Origin of the sequence: Herbihabitans rhizosphaerae, from assembly GCF_004216555.1 — a bacterium.
GTDB classification, from domain to species: domain Bacteria; phylum Actinomycetota; class Actinomycetes; order Mycobacteriales; family Pseudonocardiaceae; genus Herbihabitans; species Herbihabitans rhizosphaerae.
Map to the genome: position 1 here is coordinate 365,483 of NZ_SGWQ01000006.1, position 17,300 is coordinate 382,782.

Consider the following 17,300-nt stretch of genomic DNA (forward strand, 5'->3'; position numbering starts at 1 on the left):
TCCCGGCGGTTCGGTTGGTGCTTGGGTCAGCGCTTGCTGTACTGCGGCGCCTTGCGGGCCTTCTTGAGGCCGTACTTCTTCCGCTCCTTGACGCGCGGGTCACGCGTGAGGAAGCCGGCCTTCTTGAGGGCGGGCCGGTCCTCGGAGTCCAGCTCGATCAGCGCGCGGGCGATCGCCAGGCGCAGCGCGCCGGCCTGGCCGGTGATGCCGCCGCCGTTGAGGTTCGCGCGGATGTCGAACGACTCCGGCTTCTCCAGCACGACCAGCGGTTCGCGGATGAGCTGCTGGTGCACCTTATTCGGGAAGTAGTCCTCGAGCGACTTCCCGTTCAGGCTGAACTTGCCGGAGCCGGGCGTGATGCGCACCCGGACGACGGCCTCCTTGCGGCGGCCGACGGTCTGCGCGGTCTCGGCGGTCCGGCGCACCGGCTTGGGCTCGGCGGCGTCGTCGGCTGCGTCGGCGTCAGCCGTCTCGACGGCGTCAGTGGCCTCGACAGCCTCTACGGCTTCGACGACCTCGGCGGCGTCGGCCACCTCGGTGGTGTCGGCGACGGTCTCGGTGGTCTCTGCTTCAGTCACTTGCTCACCTTGGCGATCTCGAACGGCTGGGGCTTCTGCGCCGCGTGCGGGTGCTCGGGGCCGGCGTACACCTTGAGCTTCTTCCACTGGGCTCGGCCGAGCTTGTTCTTCGGCAGCATCCCCTTCACGACCTTCTCCAGGAGCCGGTCGGGGCGGGTGTCCAGCAGCTCGCCGAACGAGCGCTTGCGCAGCCCGCCGGGGTAGCCGCTGTGCCGGTAGGCGAACTTGTCGGTCCGCTTGTTACCGGTCAACGCCACCTTCTCGGCGTTGACGATGATCACGAAGTCGCCGGTGTCCACATGCGGAGCGAAGGTCGGCTTGTGCTTGCCGCGCAGCAGGGTGGCGACGTGCGTGGCGAGACGGCCGAGCACCACGTCCTCGGCATCGATCACATGCCAGGCGCGCTCGACCTCGCCGGGCTTCGGGCTGTACGTGGGCACGGTCTACCTCATCGTCCACTGGTTGCTTGGGTGGCAAGTCGCTGTTGCGGCACTGCGCGGGCCTACGGCGCTCCAAGCGTGACAACCTGAGCGTCACGCCCCGCGCCGCACAACAGACTAAGAGGTTACCTGGTCGCTCCGAAGAGGGTCAAAACGCCCCCTCCCAACCGGCGCCACGGACCTCCCAGGACACACGTAGGCCCCGGGAAGACCCGGGGCCCACGAAGTGTGTGACTAGCTCACAGGAAGCGGCCGGCGTTCTGCCGCTCGCCGTCCTGGTAGTCCTCGCCCGCGATGCGCAGCGCCATCGCGATGTCCGCCAGGACCTGCTTGAGGTCGTGCGCGGCGGTGTCCCACTGGTTCTGCTTCTGGTCGTAGGCGCGCTGCGCCTCACCGTCCCAGCTGTTGCGCAGGGCCTGCAGCTGCCTGCGCAGGTCACCCAGCGAGGTCTCGATCCGCTTGGACGAGCCGTCGATGTCGGCGGCACCCTGGGCGAGACCGGCGAAACTAACCTTGATCGGGCCGTCAGCCATTTGTATTCCCCTTCTTTAAGTCAAGAATGTTTGTGTGGAGCGGTGGCTAATCAGCCGTTGAGGCGGCCGGCGAGGTTGCCGAAGGTCGAGTTCTTCGACTCTTCCTGCTCCTGGTACGTGCTGCCCGCGCCGGCCATCTGGTCGGCGATGCCCTGCAGGGCGTCGTTCAGCGACTTGGCGTCACGCTCGAAGCGGGTCATCAGCTCGGTGAACGCCTTCTGCGCCGTGCCGGCCCAGATGCTCTGCAGCGCGGTCACGTGGTTCCAGACCTGCTTGAGCTCGCCCTCGAGCTGCTCCTTGGTCGCCACCGTGTCCTTGTGCGCCTGCGCCAGGATCGCGAGATCGCCTGTGTAGCCTTCAGCCATTGGGTGCTACCCCCTTCATCGGGTTGGTCGTACGCTTTCTTGGTTCGTACGCCTCTTGCGACGTTGACCCTGCCACGTTCGGTTCCACCCCGTCAGCAGTTGATCCAACGTCGTTGCTCTCGTTAACGCTCAACCGGAGAACCGGCGACTCGGCCACCCCTGACCCGACCCCGATTCGCATTAGCTACTTGGGGTTCCACCTGCGGATTCATTGATCCCGAACCGCCGGCGACAGCCGGTTCCGTCAACCGTTGTCCATGATTCGCTCTTGTGAAAAGTCGTCGTCCTCGTCGTCCGGCGGCGGCGCGGCACGGCGCCGGCGACGCACCGGTGTGGGCGGCGCGAGCGACGCGGCGGCCCGCTCCTCGGCCTCCTCGGCGAGCAACTCCTCCGGCTCGATCCCCTCGATCACGTACTCCGGCGGCGGCTCGGGGCGCGGCTCGTCCGGCTCGTCCTTCTCGGGCGCGGACAGCAGCTCGGCACCGTCCGGCAGGTCCACCACCGGCAGCCCGCGCTCGGTGCGGAACCGCGTCGCGTCCCGGCGCAACTCGTCGGAGGTGAGGTCCTCCGGCTCCGGTCGCACCTCGCGGTCGCGCACCTGCTCGGTCAGCTCGGCGGTCTCGTGAGAGAACCTGGCCGACTCCTCACGCGCCTCCGCGGCCGCCCGCCGAGCGCGCTCGACGGCGGCATCCACGTTCTCCGCGTGCCGCGCGAACACCTCGTCGAGGCCCTGGAAAGGGGAGCTCATCGACATTCCCTCTTCGCATCGAAAACAGTTTTACGACGCGCTGATCGCCATTGTTCGAACCACGTTCTCACAAGCGTTGCGCACCCTCGCCCTGCCGGATTCCGTGTGCTGGCACCCGACACTCACCTGCGCGCTGCCCTTGAACATGACGTACCAGTCCACTGTCGCGCCGGTGACCTGCTGGCGGTAGTAGATCACGTCCTTGTTGGCGAACCGCGCATTCATGTCGAGTCCGGAGAACGCGGACCCGGCCGCCTCGTACTCCGAACGCAGCTTGTTCACCGCGCGCGGACGGTCCAGGTCGCTGTCGTAGGCCAGCGCCCGCTCCTCGACCAGGATCTGGTCAAGGCCGGTCTCCGCGCTGGACGGGCGCACCTGCACCAGCCGCTTGGCCGCGTCACCGCCGGTCTGCTTCCAGTCGTCGGGCATCGTGAACTTGTAGTCGTACTGGGCGATCTCGCGGCCGTTGCGCTCCGGCTCCACCGAGGTCTCGCCGATTGGCGTACTCGGCTGCTGAGCGGGCGGCTGGGCGGCCTGCTGGCCGTCACGCAGCACGAGCACCAGCACCACGACGAGCGCCGCGATCAGCACCACCACGCCGATCACCGCGAACAGCCGGGTCCGGTTGGTCCCCGAGTTGTTCCCCGAAACCGGTTCGGCGACCCTGGCGGCCGTCGGGACCGGATAACGCTCGGGATGATGCTGGGGCACGCCGTGCTGGGCCATCCGGTGCGGCGGCACGCGCGGCGGGCCCTGGCGGGTCGTGAGCCTGGTCGTGACCTCCTCCGGCCTCGGCGCCTCGTGCGCGAGCCGGCGCGGCGTCGGCCGGGTCAGATCGGTCGCCGTGACGCCCTCGTTCACGCCGTACACGCCGGTGTGGCTCGGGTCCGCGCTGACCGCGCGCAGCGCACCGCGTGCCACCACGGTCTCCGGCTGGTCCAACGTCGTCGGCACGACCCCGGTGCGCTCGTGCACCAGCCGCCCCACCATCGGGATCCGGCTGGAACCGCCGACCAGGAAGATCCCCGACAAACTGTGCGGCGTGAGGCCGGCCTCGCGAATCGTGGTGACGGTCAGCTCGGCCGCCCTGCCGAGGCGCCCGGAGATCAGCCGCTCCAGGTCGTCGCGCGTGACGTGCGCGTCCGGGAACGGCGGCGGCAGCGGCACGTCGGTGTAGGTGTGCCGGGACAGCGTCTCCTTGGCGCCGCGCACGTCCTGGCGCAGTACCCGGCGCCGCCGGCGGTCGGCCAGCTGGCGGCCCTCGACCAGCTCGCGCCACGCCTCCGGGTCCACCTTGGACACCATCGCGCCGACGTGCTCCAGCAGCAGCTGGTCGACATCCGCGCCACCGAAGGACGGATCGCCCCTGGTGGCGAGCACCTCGAAGCCGGAATCGGGCATCGATGAGTCGGCCACGGGCCCCGGGCGCTTGCGCACCACGCTCACGTCGACCGTCCCGCCACCGAGATCGAGCACGGCCAGCGCGGCACCGTCGCCGGTACCCGCGGCGGCGAAGTTGGCCGCGTGGAACACCGCGGCCGCCACCGGCTCGGGCACCAGCACGATCCGGTCGGCCAGCCCGTTCGCGGCCTGGCGCAGCACGCGGGACCGGATGCCGCCCCAGTCCGCCGGGTGGGTGAGCACGAGCTGGTCGACGCTCGCACCACCGGCGACCCGGCGCGCCTCGGACACCGACCGCTGCAGCACCGTGCGCACCACCTCGCGCACGGTCAGCACCGCGTTGCCGAGCAGCAGCTCACCCTCGTCGATGCGGCGCTTCGGGTGCGGCTCGTACCGCGAAGGGTCCACGGCGGCCTGGCGATCCGCCTCCTGCCCGACGAACACCGTGCCGTCCGGCGAGGAGTACACGGCCGAGGACAGCAGCGGCTGGCCGTCGATCGCCACCACCTGGGCGTCGCGTTCGCTGACCGACAGGGCGACACACGTGCTGGATGTGCCGAAGTCGACGGCCACCCGCACAGTCATCGCACCCACCAGTCAGTCCCGACGTGTCCCCCAGGAAGACATCACTCCGGGGGGATCCAGGCTATCTGCACCCGCTGCTGTCCGACCTTGCGGCCGACCAGCGTGCCCCGGCCGGGCGGCTGCGGCGACGGGCGCAGGTTGCCGATGAGGTAGCCCTCGTCCTTCGAGCCGCTCATCTGCATGCCCTGTGCCGCGATCTCCTTCAGCTTGCCCATCACCGGGTCGTACAGCGCGCGCGACGCGCCACCGGTGCGCCGGACGGTGATCAGGTGCATGCCGACGTCCTTGGCCTGCGGCAGGAACTCGGCGATCGGCACCAGCGGGTTGTTGCCCTGCGGACACACCAGGTCGTAGTCGTCGACGATGACGAACAGCTCCGGGCCCTTCCACCAGGACCGGTTGCGCAGCTGCTCCTGGGTGACGTCCGGGCCGGGCAGCCGCTGCTTCATCGAGCCGCTGATCTCGGCGATCATGTCGCCGAGCTGGTTGGCCGACACCGCGTACCCGAGCAGGTGATCCGTGGTGATGAAGCCCAGCATCGTGCGGCGGTAGTCCACCAGCAGGATCAGCGCCTGGTCCGGCGTATACCGGTCCATGATGCCGCGCACGATCGTGCGCAGCAGGTTCGTCTTGCCGCCCTCTCCGTCGGCGAACGCGAAGAAGTGCGGCTCCGCGTCGAAGTCCAGGTACATCGGCGCGAGTGCGTCCTCGTTGACGCCGATCGGCACCAGCCTCGTGTCCCGGTACCGGTCCTGGGCCAGCAGGTCCTCGTACGGCATGAGGTCGGGCAGCAGCCGCACCTTCGGCGCGTGCCGGCCGCGCCAGGCACCGTTGATCTTGGCGCTGGCGTCCTGGATGCCGGCCGCGACGTCCTCGTCGTTGCTGGATCCGTCGACGCGCGGCAGGCCGACAAGGAAGTGCAGCTTGTCGCGGGACAGGCCGCGACCGGGCCGGCCGGCCGGCACGTTGACCGCGACCCGGCGGTCGATCTCGGACTCGGTCGGGTCACCGAGGCGCAGCTCGAACCGGGTACCCAGCAGGTCCTTGACCGCCGGGCGGATCTCCGCCCACCGGTTGGCCGTGATGATCACGTGCACGCCGTAGGACAGACCCTGCGAGACCAGCCCGGTCACGGTCTGCTCCAGCTCGTCGAACTCGGTACGGAAGTTCGCCCAGCCGTCGATGATCAGGAACGCGTCACCGAACAGGTCGTCCTTCAGCTCGCCGCGGCGCTTGCGGTTGCGGAACTCGGTCATCGAGTCGATGCCGTTGTCGCGGAACCGCGCCTCGCGCTCGGAGATCAGCTGGGTCAGCTCGGCGACCATGCGGCGCGCCTTGTCCGGGTCGAGACGACCGGCGACACCACCGACGTGCGGCAGGTTGGTCAGCGTGGCGAGCGTGCCACCACCGAGGTCCAGACCGAAGAACTGCACCTCTTCCGGGGTGTGCGTGAGCGCCATCGACATGACGATCGTGCGCAGCAGCATCGACTTTCCGGACTGCGGACCGCCGACGATCGCGCCGTGACCCTCGGCGCCGGAGAAGTCCGCCGTGAGCAGGTCACGACGCTGGAAGTACGGCACGTCGATCACGCCGAGCGGCACCCGCAGGCGCCCGTTCTCCGGGTAGCCCACCGGCGACAGCCCGCGGTCCTCGGTCGGCTGCAGCGGCGGGAGCAGCGTGTCCAGGGAGTTCGGCGTGTCCAGCGGCGGCAGCCACACCTCGTGCGCCGGCGGCCCCTGGTTGAGCAGCCGCTGCACGATCACGTCCAGCTCGCTCGGCTCGGTGCCGCCCTCGGGCTTGCGCTCCTCCTTGGGCTGGTCCTTCGGCCGCTCGGGCTCCTTGGGGATCTCGATGTAGTCCGGCACGAACAGCTTCGCCCGACGATCACTGCTGATCGACGCGGCCGGCCCGGCGGTCTGGATACCGGCCGGCCGGTACGGGCCGGAGACGTAGGACGCCTTGAACCGCACCATCGTCGAGGTGTCGTACTTCAAGTAGCCCGAGCCGGGAATCGACGGCAGCTCGAACGCGTCCGGCACACCGATCGCCGCGCGCGACTCCGCGGCGGAGAACGTCTTCAGACCGATCCGGTAGGACAGGTGCGAGTCCAGGCCGCGCAGCTTGCCCTCCTCGAGGCGCTGCGAGGCCAGCAGCATGTGCATCTGCAGCGACCGGCCCAGCCGGCCGATCGCCACGAACAGGTCGATGAAGTCCGGCTTGGCGCTCAGCAGCTCGGAGAACTCGTCCACCACGATGAACAGCGCGGGCAGCGGGTCGAGATCGGCGCCGTTCTCGCGGGCCTTCTCGTACTCCCACACGTTCTTGAAGTTGCCGCCGGCCTTGAGCGCCTCCTGGCGGCGGTTCATCTCGCCGGCCAGCGCGTCCTTCATACGGTCGACCAGCGTGACCTCGTCGGCCAGGTTGGTGATGGTCGCGGACACGTGCGGCGCGCTGTCCAGACCAAGGAAGGTCGCACCACCCTTGAAGTCCACCAGGACGAAGTTGAGCGTGGTGGACGAGTGCGTGGCGAGCATGCCGAGCACGAGCGTGCGCAGGAACTCCGACTTACCGGAACCGGTCGCGCCGATGCACAGGCCGTGCGGGCCCATGCCCTCGACCGCGGCCTCCTTGATGTCCAGCTCCACGGCCTGGCCGAACTCGCCGACGCCGAACGGCACGCGGTACCGGTCGCGGATCGGCCTCGGCCGCCACGCCTGCTGCACGTCGAAGGTCATCGGGTCGCCCGGGATGCCGAGCAGTTCGAGCAGCGTCGGGTTGGACAGCAACGGCTCCTCGTCGCCGGTGTCCGTGGCGCCCGCGCCGATCCGGTACGGCGACAGCTTGCGGGCCAGCGCCTCCGCCTCGGCCTTGTCGAGGCTGTCCGGCGCGCCGAACCACTCCACGCCGCTGGCGCTGCGCGCGCCGAGCCGGTCGCCGTCCACCACCAGCCGCAGGCCGCGGCGGGCGGTGAGGTTGCCCAGCGAGTCGGACAGGTCCATCAGCGTGGCGCCGACCAGGCCCTCCTCGAGGATGATCTGCTCCTCGCGGGTGACCTCGCCGTCGTCGATCACGATCAGCACGTGCGGCTGGTCGGACTGCGGCGGCGCGTTGCGGGTGAACCGCTGCCGGTCGCGCAGCTCCTCGTCCAGCCAGTTCTCCACCTGCTGCAGCGAGCCGGCCATCATGCGCAGCTGGCCGATGCCGTCGGCCATGGTCGGGTGCTGCACGTGCGGCAGCCACTTCGCCCACTCCCACTCCGACTTGGCGCGGCCGGAGGTGACGATGGCGATCAGCAGGTCGTCCGGGGTGTGGAAGGTCGCGAGCTGGCTGATCATCGCGCGGGCCAGCGCGCGGGTGCGTTCCCGGTCGCCCTGCAGGCCGATGGCGGCGAACCCGCGGATGGCGATCTGGATCGGCAGCTCGGGCACGATCGAGTGCGCGCGCACGAACCGGCGCAGCGCGAGCGTGGCGATCGGCTCCAACTCGTCGACCGGGCCGGTCTGCGGCGGGACCAGGCGCGTGGCCAGGCGCTGGGAACCGCGGCAGATGCGCACGTGGCAGAAGTCCGGGTCGGACTGGCGGCGCTCCCACATCCGGCGGCTGGTGGCGATCGACCACAGCCCCTGCGGGTCGGGGTGGCTCCATTCCAGGGCGGCGCGCTGGTCCAGCGAGGCCTCGCGGGCGCGCTCGCGCATCTGGCCGAGGTACCGCAGGTAGTCCTTGCGGTCCTCGTTCATCTCGGCCTTCTTCTGGCCTTTGTTCTGCCCCCCGCCCATGCCCATCATGCCGACCATGGAGAACATCATCATCATCGGGAACATGAGGCTCATCGGGTTGCGGCCGCCCGGCTGACTGAACATCAGCGCGACCATGCCGAGCATGGCCACCACCATGATGACCGGCATGAGCTTCATCAGGATGCTGCCCGGGATGACCCGGGGTACCTCGGGCGGCGGCTCCAGATGGACCTCGCCGCCCGGCGGTCGTGGCGCGGCCAGTCTTGGCGAACGCTTGAACTGCAGCGTGCTCACCGGAGTGCCCCTCTTCGCGTCTCGGTTACCGCCCCCCGCGGACGGCAGTCACGAACCTATCCGGCACGTGTTCCACCATTTCGACGTCCCCGTCGATCCGGTGCGGCCATACTAGGACCGCTCATCGTCTCGCGGGGCCGGTTCCGGATACCAGCCGGCTACGGCTGAGAGCCGACCCAATACGGTGGGCCCGAAAGCGGACCTGTGCGGAGACCAAAGGGGGAACGCGGTGGCAACCGGCACGACCGTGTTCAGCCGGGTGACGGTGGTAGCGCCGAAAACCCGTATCGACGTGGCACTTCCAGCCGATGTCGCGGTGGCCGACCTGCAGCCGATGCTGCTGCAGATGGCCAAGGAGGAGAGCCCGGACGGGGGCGCGCGGCACGGCGGCTGGATGCTCGCCAGGCTCGGCGACTCCAATCCGCTCGAGCCGGGGCGCACACTCGCGTCGCTCGGCATCCTCGACGGCGAGCTGCTGCAGCTGCGCAAGCGCAACGAGAACCCGCCGCCCGCGCTGTACGACGACGTGGTGGACGCGATCGCGGACGCCTCCCCGGACAGCTACCGCGCGTGGACCAAGCAGACGGCGAACCGGATCGGCTTCGTCGCCGGCGGCCTCGCGCTGATCGCCGCGGCGATCACGGTGTTCCTGTGCGGCCCGTTCGGCGGCGGCGGCAACATGGCGCCGGCCATCGCGGGCGGCGCGACCTCCGTGATCGCGGTCGCCTTCGGCGCGGTGATCGCCCGTGGCTACCAGGCCCGGTCGGCCGGCGTGCTGGTCGCGGCGGCCGGTGGTCTGCCGATGGCGTTCGTCAGCGGTCTGCACATCGTGCCGGGCTTCCCGGGGCGGCCTGGGCTGTTGCTCGGCAGCTCGCTGGTGCTGATCGTGGCGGCCGCGTCGATCATGCTGGTCGGCGCTGGCGTCACCACGTTCATCGCCGCGGCGACGGCGGCCGGCATCGGCGTGATCGCCTTCGCCGTGGCTACGCTGGTCGCGCACCCGGCGGCCGGGATCGCCGCGGGTGTGGCCGCGGTGGCGCTCGGCGCGATGTCGCTACTCCCCAGGTTGACCATCCAGTTGGCCAAACTGCCGCTGCCACATGTGCCGGGCAGCGCGGAAGATCTTCGTGAGGACACCGGGTTCCCCGACTACCAGTCGATCGAACGGCGTGCCGGCCTCGCGCACGAGTACATGACCGGCATGCTGATCGGCTGCGGTGCGGCCGCGGCGATCAGCGCGGTGATCGCGGCGACGGGTGAGGCGCCGTGGGGCATCATCCTCGCGATCACGACCACGCTGGCGCTGCTGCTGCGGGCGCGCACGTACGCGAACGGCAGCCAGGCGATCGCCCTGCTGTCCACGGGCATGCTGGCCGCGGCCGGGATCCTGATCGGCTGGATGATCACGTCCGACCCGTTCGACCGGATGCTGTGGGTGTTCGGCGCGCTGATCCTGCTCGCCGGCTCCGCGCTGGTGCTCGGCGTGATCTTCCCCGAACAGCGCTTCTCGCCACCGCTGCGGCGCGCCGTGGAGATCATCGAGGCGATCTGCATCGCGTCGGTGCTGCCGCTGGCGCTCGCCGTGATGGACCTGTACAGCGCGCTGCGGCACGCCAACATCCTTCCGAGCTGAGGCACACCGATGCGCATCAAGCCCATCGCCCGCCGCCTCGCCGCGACCACCGCGGCAGCGGCCCTCGTCCTGCTCACGGCGACCGTCCCCGCCACCACCGTCGAGGCCCAGCCGCATACGCCGGCAGGTCCGAAGCCCCCACCGCTGGACCCCTCAGTGGGAGCCCCCATCCCGAGCAACGGGCCGGATCACGACGACTACGTACCCAAGAAGCAATGCGTGCGGAGCCTCGACGATGGCACCACCAACGTGCCGAACGAGCCTTGGGGCCAGAAGCAGTTGCAGATACGCGAGGCGCACAAGTTCGCCAGGGGGAGGGACGTGCCGGTCGCCGTCATCGACACCGGTGTGAAGGACACGCACGAATACCTCGGTGGCCGGGTCAGAGGAGTAGGCGACTACGTCGTCAAGGGCGAGCAAGGCATCAAGGACTGCGACGGACATGGCACCGAGGTGGCCGGCATCATCGCCGCCGACATCACGGACGAACGCATCGGCTTTCGCGGCGTCGCACCCGACGCCCGGATCCTCAGCATCCGACAGTCCAGCAGCAACTACTCCCGCAAGCCGAAGGTGCCCGAGCCGGGCAACGAGAACATGGAGGAAGTCACCGCGGGCAACCTGACCACCCTCGCTCAGGCGATCATGCAGGCGGCACAGGCTGGCGCCAAGGTGATCAACATGTCGGTCAACGACTGTCGGCCGGCGGCGATCGGACAGATCACGCAACAGGAGCAAAAGCTCCAAGCGGCGATCAAGCAGGCAGTCGACGTGTACGACGCCGTGCTTGTCACTTCGGCCGGCAACACCGGCGGCGGCAAGGCGTGCCCGCAGTCTCCAAAGGACGCGGCCAACGGCCCCGACCCCCAGAAACCCGTCACGATCGTCAACCCGCCCTGGTTCTCCGACGACGTGCTCTCCGTGGCCGCCGTGCAGGAGAACGGTGAGGTCGCGGAATTCTCCATCCAAGGCCCGTGGATCAGCGTCGCCGCACCGGGGACCAAGATTATTTCCCTCAACCCGACCGGCAAGGGGTTGGCGAACAAGCAGCAGGGCAAGAACGAAGGCCAGCTGGACGACATCAACGGCACCAGCTTCGCCGCGCCCTACGTCGCTGGCCTCGCCGCTCTGGTGCGCGAACGCTTCAAGAACCTGAACGCGCGTCAGGTGATGGAACGGATCAAGTACACCGCGATGCACCCGGCAGCTGCGGGTGGCCGCGACAACCGGGTCGGCCACGGCATGATCAACCCTGTCGCGGCGCTCACGGTGATGATCCCCAGCGAATCAGGAATCGCGCCGGCGAAGGCGTCCTACGAGCCACTGGACATGCCGGCACCGGCCGCCAAGGACTGGACCCCCATGCAGGTCGCCCTCATCGGCGCCGGCGGTGGGGTGGGCGTACTCCTGCTGACAATGTTCGTCGTGCACACCGTCCGCCGAAACCGCCGCGACCCGCATATCGCTCCTCGCGGCCACGCCTGACCCGATTCCTCGCGAACTCACGCCTTCCTCCTAAGGCTGGGTCGCAGCACAACTCGCCCGGCGCCAATCAGCAAAGGTTCGCCAACACACACTAACGCCCCAGTTGACATATGAGGCATGACACAGCAACTCGTCATGCCACTCTAGCGTCCGCCAGTGATCAGTTGACTACACTGAATATCGCAGCACAGCTTGACTGGGAGGAATAAGATGGCTCTACCAAGCACGATACGCCGATGTTTCTTCGGCCTTGCAGCCAGCGCGGTCGCCTTGGCCAGTCTTGTCATAGCCCCCACCACAGCGAACGCGAGTTCCATGCGTCCCGCTGGCCCCTGCCTAGCCGACGAAATCTGTCTTTACACGGGCCCTCATGCGACCGGACACATGGCCAGCTTCAAGTGGGGATCGCCGAATCTCGCGGACCAAGGTGTCGATAGTCCAGCGTGGGTAATTAGCAACCACCCCCAAACTATGTGTCTATTCTTTGACCCAAACTACGGGGGCGGCCACACCTTTGTCTCAAGAACCATTCCCGAGGGATTCGCACTTGATCCCGGATGGAGCTCCATGAGGCCGTGCTGATAATTCAAGCCGCTCTGCTTGCCAACGCCCAGAATGCGGTAAAGACGTAGCTCTGACGTGGTTCGATCGCGGACTCCACTCTCAGCCCCGCCACGAGGAGGGTGGGGGCTGAGAGTTTCGCGGTTCTTCTGCGACCCTAGCCTCTCTAGTCGATAGCTAATCCTCGCCGATTACAGGGGGCGAGGTCTTTTCAGGTTTGCCGAATACGTCGACGGGGTCGGAGACGAGGCGGTTCTTGTTCTGGTGCTCGTTGTCGCCACCTTGGCCGCCGGCACCCATTCCACCCATGGGCATCATCGGCATGCCGCCCATTCCGCCCGGGCCGGCAGCACCTGACGCGCCTCCACCACCAGCGCTGGCGGCTGCGGGAGCGGCCGCACCACCCTGCTGGGCGCCCGGCTGACCGGCGCCTACCGCGCCGCCCGGCTGCAACTGGGTACCGCCGCCAGTCGAGCCGGTACCGGAGCCACCGCCGACCGAACTACCGCCGCCGACCGAGCTGCCGCCCCCGATGGAGGAGCCGCCCCCACCGGGCTTGCCGCCGCCCTTGGATTCCGTTGTGGAGCCGGACCCGCCCGGCACGGCAGGCGTCTCGATCTCGCGGGCCTGCCAGTTCGCCTCGGGCATCTTGTGCTTCATGGTGACCTTGTCGAACGCCCCGTCGCCCGACACGTCGTCACAGGTCTTCACGAAGCCCTCGAGGACCTCGCGCACAGCTTCGAAGAGTTCCTTGGTGGGCCGGCCGAGGTGGTTGAAGTACTCCCGGGTGCGCTTCTCACCGGACACCGGCACCGTCAGCGCGTCCGACGAGGTCTTCGCCGCGTCCACCAGCACGACGGCCATGTCCTCGACGATCTCGCGGATGCCGTTCGCCGTGCGGTCGAGGATGTCGGCCATCGCCTTCATCGCATCCGACATGTCCTTGCCGGCCAGGCCGAACCGCTGCATGTACTTCACGAACGACTCGGAATCGGCACCGTTCCAGGCCGCGTCGAGCTGGCCGAGCGGCTTGCCCAACGCGCCGGTGACCTCTTCGGCGCGCTTGCTGGCGTCGCGCCACTTGGCGGCCTCGACGTGCAGATCGCTCCAGCGGCCGATCACCGGGCCGAAGTACTCGACCACGGGATCCGGAATGCCGAGTTCCTTGCACGTCTTGGACAGCCAGTCCAGGTAGCCTTCGATGTCGCGCTCGACGTCCTTGCCGTCGCGCCCGCCCGGCTCCGGCTTGGCGATCATCGTCTTCGGCGGGATCTCGCCGGTGTCCGGCTTCGCTCGGGCTCCCTCGCGTGCGGGCATGATCAGCGCCTCGTCTCGACGCGGTTCATCTTCTTCGCGGCGCGCTCGTCGTCGTCACCGTACTGGGCCGCGACCTTGTCGAGTTCCACGGCAGCGGTCCCCAGCGCCTCGACCGCGCGGCGCAACTGATCACGCAACGCGCTGGCCGCCTTCGAGTAGGCCTCGGCGGTGCCGACCTGCCGGCCGAGCTCCCCGAACGCCTCGTTGCGCAGCGGCTGTGCCAGCGACTGCGCCGTCTTCCCCAAGTCGGTCGATCCGGTCTGCACGGTCTTCCCGTACCGCCGGATCCACTCGGGATCAACCTCGATGCCTGACACGCACGCCTCCGCCTCGACGTCGAACGACCCGTCACTGTGACGGTAACCGCTCCGCGCCGGTTCCGGTCTCGGCTACTTTCCGCCGTTTTGTCCGGCTGGGGGCTGCGTCGGGAAGACCCCGCCTTGGACCGGAACGGTGTCGAACGACTGTTGCACGTCTCTGGTGTTCAGCGAGGCCGCGCCATCGGGGAGCAACTTGATGATCTCGTACGGCGCGGGCTGCTGTTTCTCCAGCCCGAGGGCCTGGGCGACCGTCCCGTCCGGCACGCCGAACTTCACGCCCGTATCGGATATGAGGGAGATCGGGCCGACCTTCATATCCTTGTCAGAAGTCGAACCGCGTACCACGGCGGCCTTGCCCGGCTGCATGTAAAAGTAGTTGATCTTCTGACCGTCGGCGCTCGGCGTGGTGACCTTGACCCACATCTCCTCGTTCTTACCGTTCTTCGGCACGCCGGGGACCTCCTTACCGACGTGCACCCGGGTGCTCGGCTTGTTGTCCTGGAGGCTCCAGGACAGGCATGCGACCGGCTCCTCATCCTGCGAGAGAACGCCGGCGTCGGACTTCTCCGGGAACGCCCTGTCGTCGATGTGGTCGGGCCGGTTTGAAACCGATGACATGCTGCTCGGCGGGATCGTGGGCATATCACTGGCCTTGGAACCCGCGTTCCGGATCAGTTCCGCGGTGCTCTGCCTGATTTCCTCGATACCGTCACTGTGCGCGACGTAGTACCTGAATTCACCGCCTGCCTGCTGGACGCGGAACACCGTGCCGGCAGCCATGTTGTTCATCGGCGACGTCGCCTGTTGGTCGGCTCCCCGCGCTTTGGGAGGAACCAACGCGGGCACCTCCGGGATGGCGTTCAGCATGCCTGTCGTGATCCGACGCGGTCGCGCGATTTCCTGTGCGTCGAGGTGCAGTCCCCCGAGCACGGCCGGATTACTGAGGTTGACCTCGGCCCGCACGGCCGTGGCGCTTGGGAACAGCTGGTTCTGATCAAGCGGCTTGCGGTAGACCAAGTACGTCTTGTTGTTGTCGGCCCTGACAAGCAGCCATTTGTCTTCCGGCAGCTCCGTACCCATGGTGGAGACGCCCGCGAGGACCGCCGTCTCGTAGTTCTGCGGGCGAGCCTCGGGGCGCAGAGTCGGGTCGATGATGAACTTGTCGCAGACGGCCCAGTTGTCGGACGGGCGCTGGTCGTCCTTGGGCAACAGGGTGGGGCCGTCGACCAGACCGGTCTTGCGCAGCTTCGGGATGTCGGCCAGCGAGGAGTCCTCGACCGCCTTCGGGTCCTTGGCGTCGACCTTCGTGGTGGCGCCACCACCGCCACCACCTGGCGAGGACTCGTTGCTCTGCTTCTCCGCCTGGGCGAGCAGCAGCAGCCGCGCGGAGGCGAGGTTGAAGGTCGGCACGAGCACCTTGCGCCCCTGCTCCTCCATCACCACGTACAGCTGCCCGGACTGCTTGCCGACGACGATGTCGCCGTTCTCCGGCTTGCCTGCCTTCGGCGCGAGGATTCCCCAGATCAGGAACACGAGCACGCCCAGCGCCGCGACGCAGACGCCGACGACGGTGGCGCGCACGTGCGTGCGCATCGGGTCGTGCATCAGGATGGGGTCCTTGCGCACCAGCGCGGACTGCATCCTGCGCAGCACGAACCGGTAAGCCTGAACCTGCGCTTTGGTCGTCGGAGTCGACGGACCGCGGTCTCCGCCGGCGTCCTTGCCCGGTGTTTCAGCCATAGTCGACCTGTCGCCCTCCCCGTCGCGGTACGGTTCCGCAGGATAGCCGTACGGCCTCGGCCAGTTGCGGGGTTGGGCGAAACTCAGCTCGCCAGGTCGGACGGCGATCGCGCCACATGGCGCTGAGCTGCACAGACGAGGGGAAAGACCGAGCGGATGTCCGTGACCACTCCTCCACGACCTGGCCAGACGCCACCGGGTCGGCCGCCATCGGGACCACCGCCGGGGCGAGGTGGCCCACCGCCCGGCCCCCGGCCGAACGGTGGCCAGGGCCGGCCGAACGGCGGTCAGCCGCCACAGCAGCGGCCGCCGATCTCCGCGCGCCGCCGCACCAGCGGGGCGAGCTTCGGCGTGATCCCGGTGGCCAACCTCGTGGTGATCGAGGTGGGCGTCGGGCTGGGCCTGCTCCTGATGGCGATCGAGTCGTCGCTCAAGTGGGTCGGCGTCGGCATCGCGGTGATCGCGCTGGTGATCGCATTGCTGCGCTGGCGCGGCCGCTGGTTCACCCAGTGGGTCGGCCTGACCATGCGCTACGGCTTCCGGTCGCACGCGCGGGTCAGCAGGCCGGTCGCGCCGAAGACCGTCGAAGAACTGGCCGACGCCGACGAGACCGCGGTGACCGGCCCGGACGACCCGAGAGTGAGCCTGCTGCGGCTGGCGGTGCCCGACCTGGTCGTCGCGCACGGCGTCGACCACGAGGCGCGTCCGCTCGGGCTGGCCTGGAACGACGGCACCTGGACCGCGGTGCTGCTGATCGATCCGGCGCCCGCGCTGGTGTCCGCCGTCGGCGCGGCGCCGAGCCTGCCGATCGGCGCGCTCGCACCGTGCCTCGAGGACCGTGGCGTGGTGCTGGACGCGATCCAGGTGATCTGGCACTGCTACCCGGGCAGCGCGTCGCTGCCGCCGAACTCCCCCGCGCTGGCCTCCTACATGGAGGTGCTCGGCCCGCTGCCGGCCGCGGCGCGCCGGACCACGTGGGTGGCCGTGCGGCTGGACCCGAGGCGTTGCCCGGCCGCGGTGCGCGAGCGTGGCGGCGGCGTCGTCGGCGCGCACCGTGCGCTGATCGGCGCGCTGTCCCGGGTGCGCAACGCGCTGGATTCACGCGGCATCCCGACCCGCCCGCTGGACCCGGACGAGCTGCTGCGCGCCGGGATCTCCTCGGCCGAGCTGAACGCCGTCGCCGGAACGGGCGGCCGGGTCAGCCTCAAAGAGCGCTGGACGGGCGTCACCGCCGCCGGCATCGGGCACGCGAGCTACGCGATCACCGGCTGGCCGCGCGGTCGCATGGCCAACAGCCTCAACGCGTTGACCGGAGTGCGCGCGCTGTCCTCCACGGTCGCGCTGTCGATCTCCAGCGGCACCGAGGACGCCAAGGTGGGCGTGCGCGGGCTGGTGCGGGTCAGCGCCCGCAACCCCAACGAGTTGGAGGCCGCGGACGGCAAGCTGACCTCGATCGCGGACAAGCTCGGCGTCACGCTGACCCCGCTGCGGGGCCTGCAGGTCGCCGGGTTCGCCGCCACGTTGCCGCTCGGAGGTGGCTCGTGAGCGAGTCCAGCAGGC

General features: G+C 69.0%; 14 protein-coding genes. 4 read left to right on the plus strand and 10 right to left on the minus strand.

Annotated features, from left to right (window positions below; translation table 11 throughout):
* Positions 1 to 26 precede the first annotated feature (26 nt).
* From rpsI to eccCa, 7 genes are all read right to left on the minus strand, one after another.
* Positions 27 to 533, minus strand: a complete 507-nt coding sequence (gene rpsI / locus EV193_RS20145; RefSeq protein WP_130345827.1) for a 30S ribosomal protein S9 — start codon at positions 531 to 533, stop codon at positions 27 to 29.
* 41 nt (positions 534 to 574) lie between these two features.
* A complete protein-coding gene (rplM, locus tag EV193_RS20150; protein ID WP_130345712.1) occupies positions 575 to 1,018 on the minus strand; it encodes a 50S ribosomal protein L13 in 444 nt (147 codons plus the stop codon).
* A 239-nt stretch (positions 1,019 to 1,257) separates the two neighbouring features.
* Positions 1,258 to 1,551 (minus strand): WXG100 family type VII secretion target, encoded by a 294-nt coding sequence (locus EV193_RS20155; RefSeq protein ID WP_130345713.1) that lies wholly within the window; start codon positions 1,549 to 1,551, stop codon positions 1,258 to 1,260.
* 50 nt (positions 1,552 to 1,601) lie between these two features.
* On the minus strand, positions 1,602 to 1,916 hold the full coding sequence (locus EV193_RS20160) for a WXG100 family type VII secretion target (protein ID WP_130345714.1): 315 nt from the start codon (positions 1,914 to 1,916) through the stop codon (positions 1,602 to 1,604).
* Between the two features lie 244 nt (positions 1,917 to 2,160).
* Positions 2,161 to 2,664, minus strand: coding sequence for a hypothetical protein (locus tag EV193_RS20165; protein WP_130345715.1), 504 nt, complete (start codon positions 2,662 to 2,664; stop codon positions 2,161 to 2,163).
* Positions 2,665 to 2,694: 30 nt separating this feature from the next.
* Positions 2,695 to 4,650: a type VII secretion-associated protein gene (locus EV193_RS20170; protein ID WP_130345716.1), complete on the minus strand. Its 1,956-nt coding sequence runs from the start codon at positions 4,648 to 4,650 to the stop codon at positions 2,695 to 2,697.
* A 41-nt stretch (positions 4,651 to 4,691) separates the two neighbouring features.
* The gene (gene eccCa / locus EV193_RS20175; RefSeq protein WP_130345717.1) at positions 4,692 to 8,684 is read right to left on the minus strand and encodes a type VII secretion protein EccCa; all 3,993 of its coding nucleotides are present in this window, start codon (positions 8,682 to 8,684) and stop codon (positions 4,692 to 4,694) included.
* A gap of 229 nt (positions 8,685 to 8,913) precedes the next feature.
* Here eccCa and eccD point away from each other — a divergent pair, with 229 nt between their 5' ends.
* From eccD to EV193_RS34775, 3 genes are all read left to right on the plus strand, one after another.
* Positions 8,914 to 10,317 carry a type VII secretion integral membrane protein EccD gene (gene eccD / locus EV193_RS20180; RefSeq protein ID WP_130345718.1) on the plus strand — a complete coding sequence of 468 codons (1,404 nt, stop codon included), beginning with the start codon at positions 8,914 to 8,916 and terminating at the stop codon, positions 10,315 to 10,317.
* A gap of 9 nt (positions 10,318 to 10,326) precedes the next feature.
* Complete coding sequence (mycP, locus tag EV193_RS20185; protein ID WP_130345719.1) at positions 10,327 to 11,802, plus strand: type VII secretion-associated serine protease mycosin; 1,476 nt, start codon at positions 10,327 to 10,329, stop codon at positions 11,800 to 11,802.
* Positions 11,803 to 12,117: 315 nt separating this feature from the next.
* Entirely contained in the window at positions 12,118 to 12,384 is a 267-nt protein-coding gene (locus EV193_RS34775) for a peptidase inhibitor family I36 protein (RefSeq protein ID WP_165401426.1), read from the plus strand.
* A gap of 156 nt (positions 12,385 to 12,540) precedes the next feature.
* On the opposite strand, the gene EV193_RS20195 is transcribed toward EV193_RS34775, so the two are convergent.
* The 3 genes from EV193_RS20195 to eccB form a co-directional block, all read right to left on the minus strand.
* Positions 12,541 to 13,680 carry a WXG100 family type VII secretion target gene (locus EV193_RS20195; RefSeq protein ID WP_242613519.1) on the minus strand — a complete coding sequence of 380 codons (1,140 nt, stop codon included), beginning with the start codon at positions 13,678 to 13,680 and terminating at the stop codon, positions 12,541 to 12,543.
* A gap of 2 nt (positions 13,681 to 13,682) precedes the next feature.
* Entirely contained in the window at positions 13,683 to 13,997 is a 315-nt protein-coding gene (locus tag EV193_RS20200; RefSeq protein ID WP_130345721.1) for a hypothetical protein, read from the minus strand.
* A gap of 72 nt (positions 13,998 to 14,069) precedes the next feature.
* Positions 14,070 to 15,740 (minus strand): type VII secretion protein EccB, encoded by a 1,671-nt coding sequence (eccB, locus tag EV193_RS20205; protein ID WP_130345722.1) that lies wholly within the window; start codon positions 15,738 to 15,740, stop codon positions 14,070 to 14,072.
* 360 nt (positions 15,741 to 16,100) lie between these two features.
* Here eccB and eccE point away from each other — a divergent pair, with 360 nt between their 5' ends.
* Entirely contained in the window at positions 16,101 to 17,285 is a 1,185-nt protein-coding gene (eccE, locus tag EV193_RS20210; protein ID WP_130345829.1) for a type VII secretion protein EccE, read from the plus strand.
* The last annotated feature ends 15 nt before the right edge of the window (positions 17,286 to 17,300 follow it).

Bases quoted from the DNA above. Each gene is read 5' to 3' on its own strand.
- EV193_RS20155 (WP_130345713.1), bottom strand. From the start codon at position 1,551: ATGGCTGACGGCCCGATCAAGGTTAGTTTCGCCGGTCTCGCCCAGGGT.
- EV193_RS20160 (WP_130345714.1), bottom strand. From the start codon at position 1,916: ATGGCTGAAGGCTACACAGGCGATCTCGCGATCCTGGCGCAGGCGCAC.
- EV193_RS20165 (WP_130345715.1), bottom strand. From the start codon at position 2,664: ATGAGCTCCCCTTTCCAGGGCCTCGACGAGGTGTTCGCGCGGCACGCG.
- EV193_RS20170 (WP_130345716.1), bottom strand. From the start codon at position 4,650: ATGACTGTGCGGGTGGCCGTCGACTTCGGCACATCCAGCACGTGTGTC.
- mycP (WP_130345719.1), top strand. From the start codon at position 10,327: ATGCGCATCAAGCCCATCGCCCGCCGCCTCGCCGCGACCACCGCGGCA.
- EV193_RS34775 (WP_165401426.1), top strand. From the start codon at position 12,118: ATGCGTCCCGCTGGCCCCTGCCTAGCCGACGAAATCTGTCTTTACACG.
- EV193_RS20195 (WP_242613519.1), bottom strand. From the start codon at position 13,680: ATGCCCGCACGCGAGGGAGCCCGAGCGAAGCCGGACACCGGCGAGATC.
- eccB (WP_130345722.1), bottom strand. From the start codon at position 15,740: ATGGCTGAAACACCGGGCAAGGACGCCGGCGGAGACCGCGGTCCGTCG.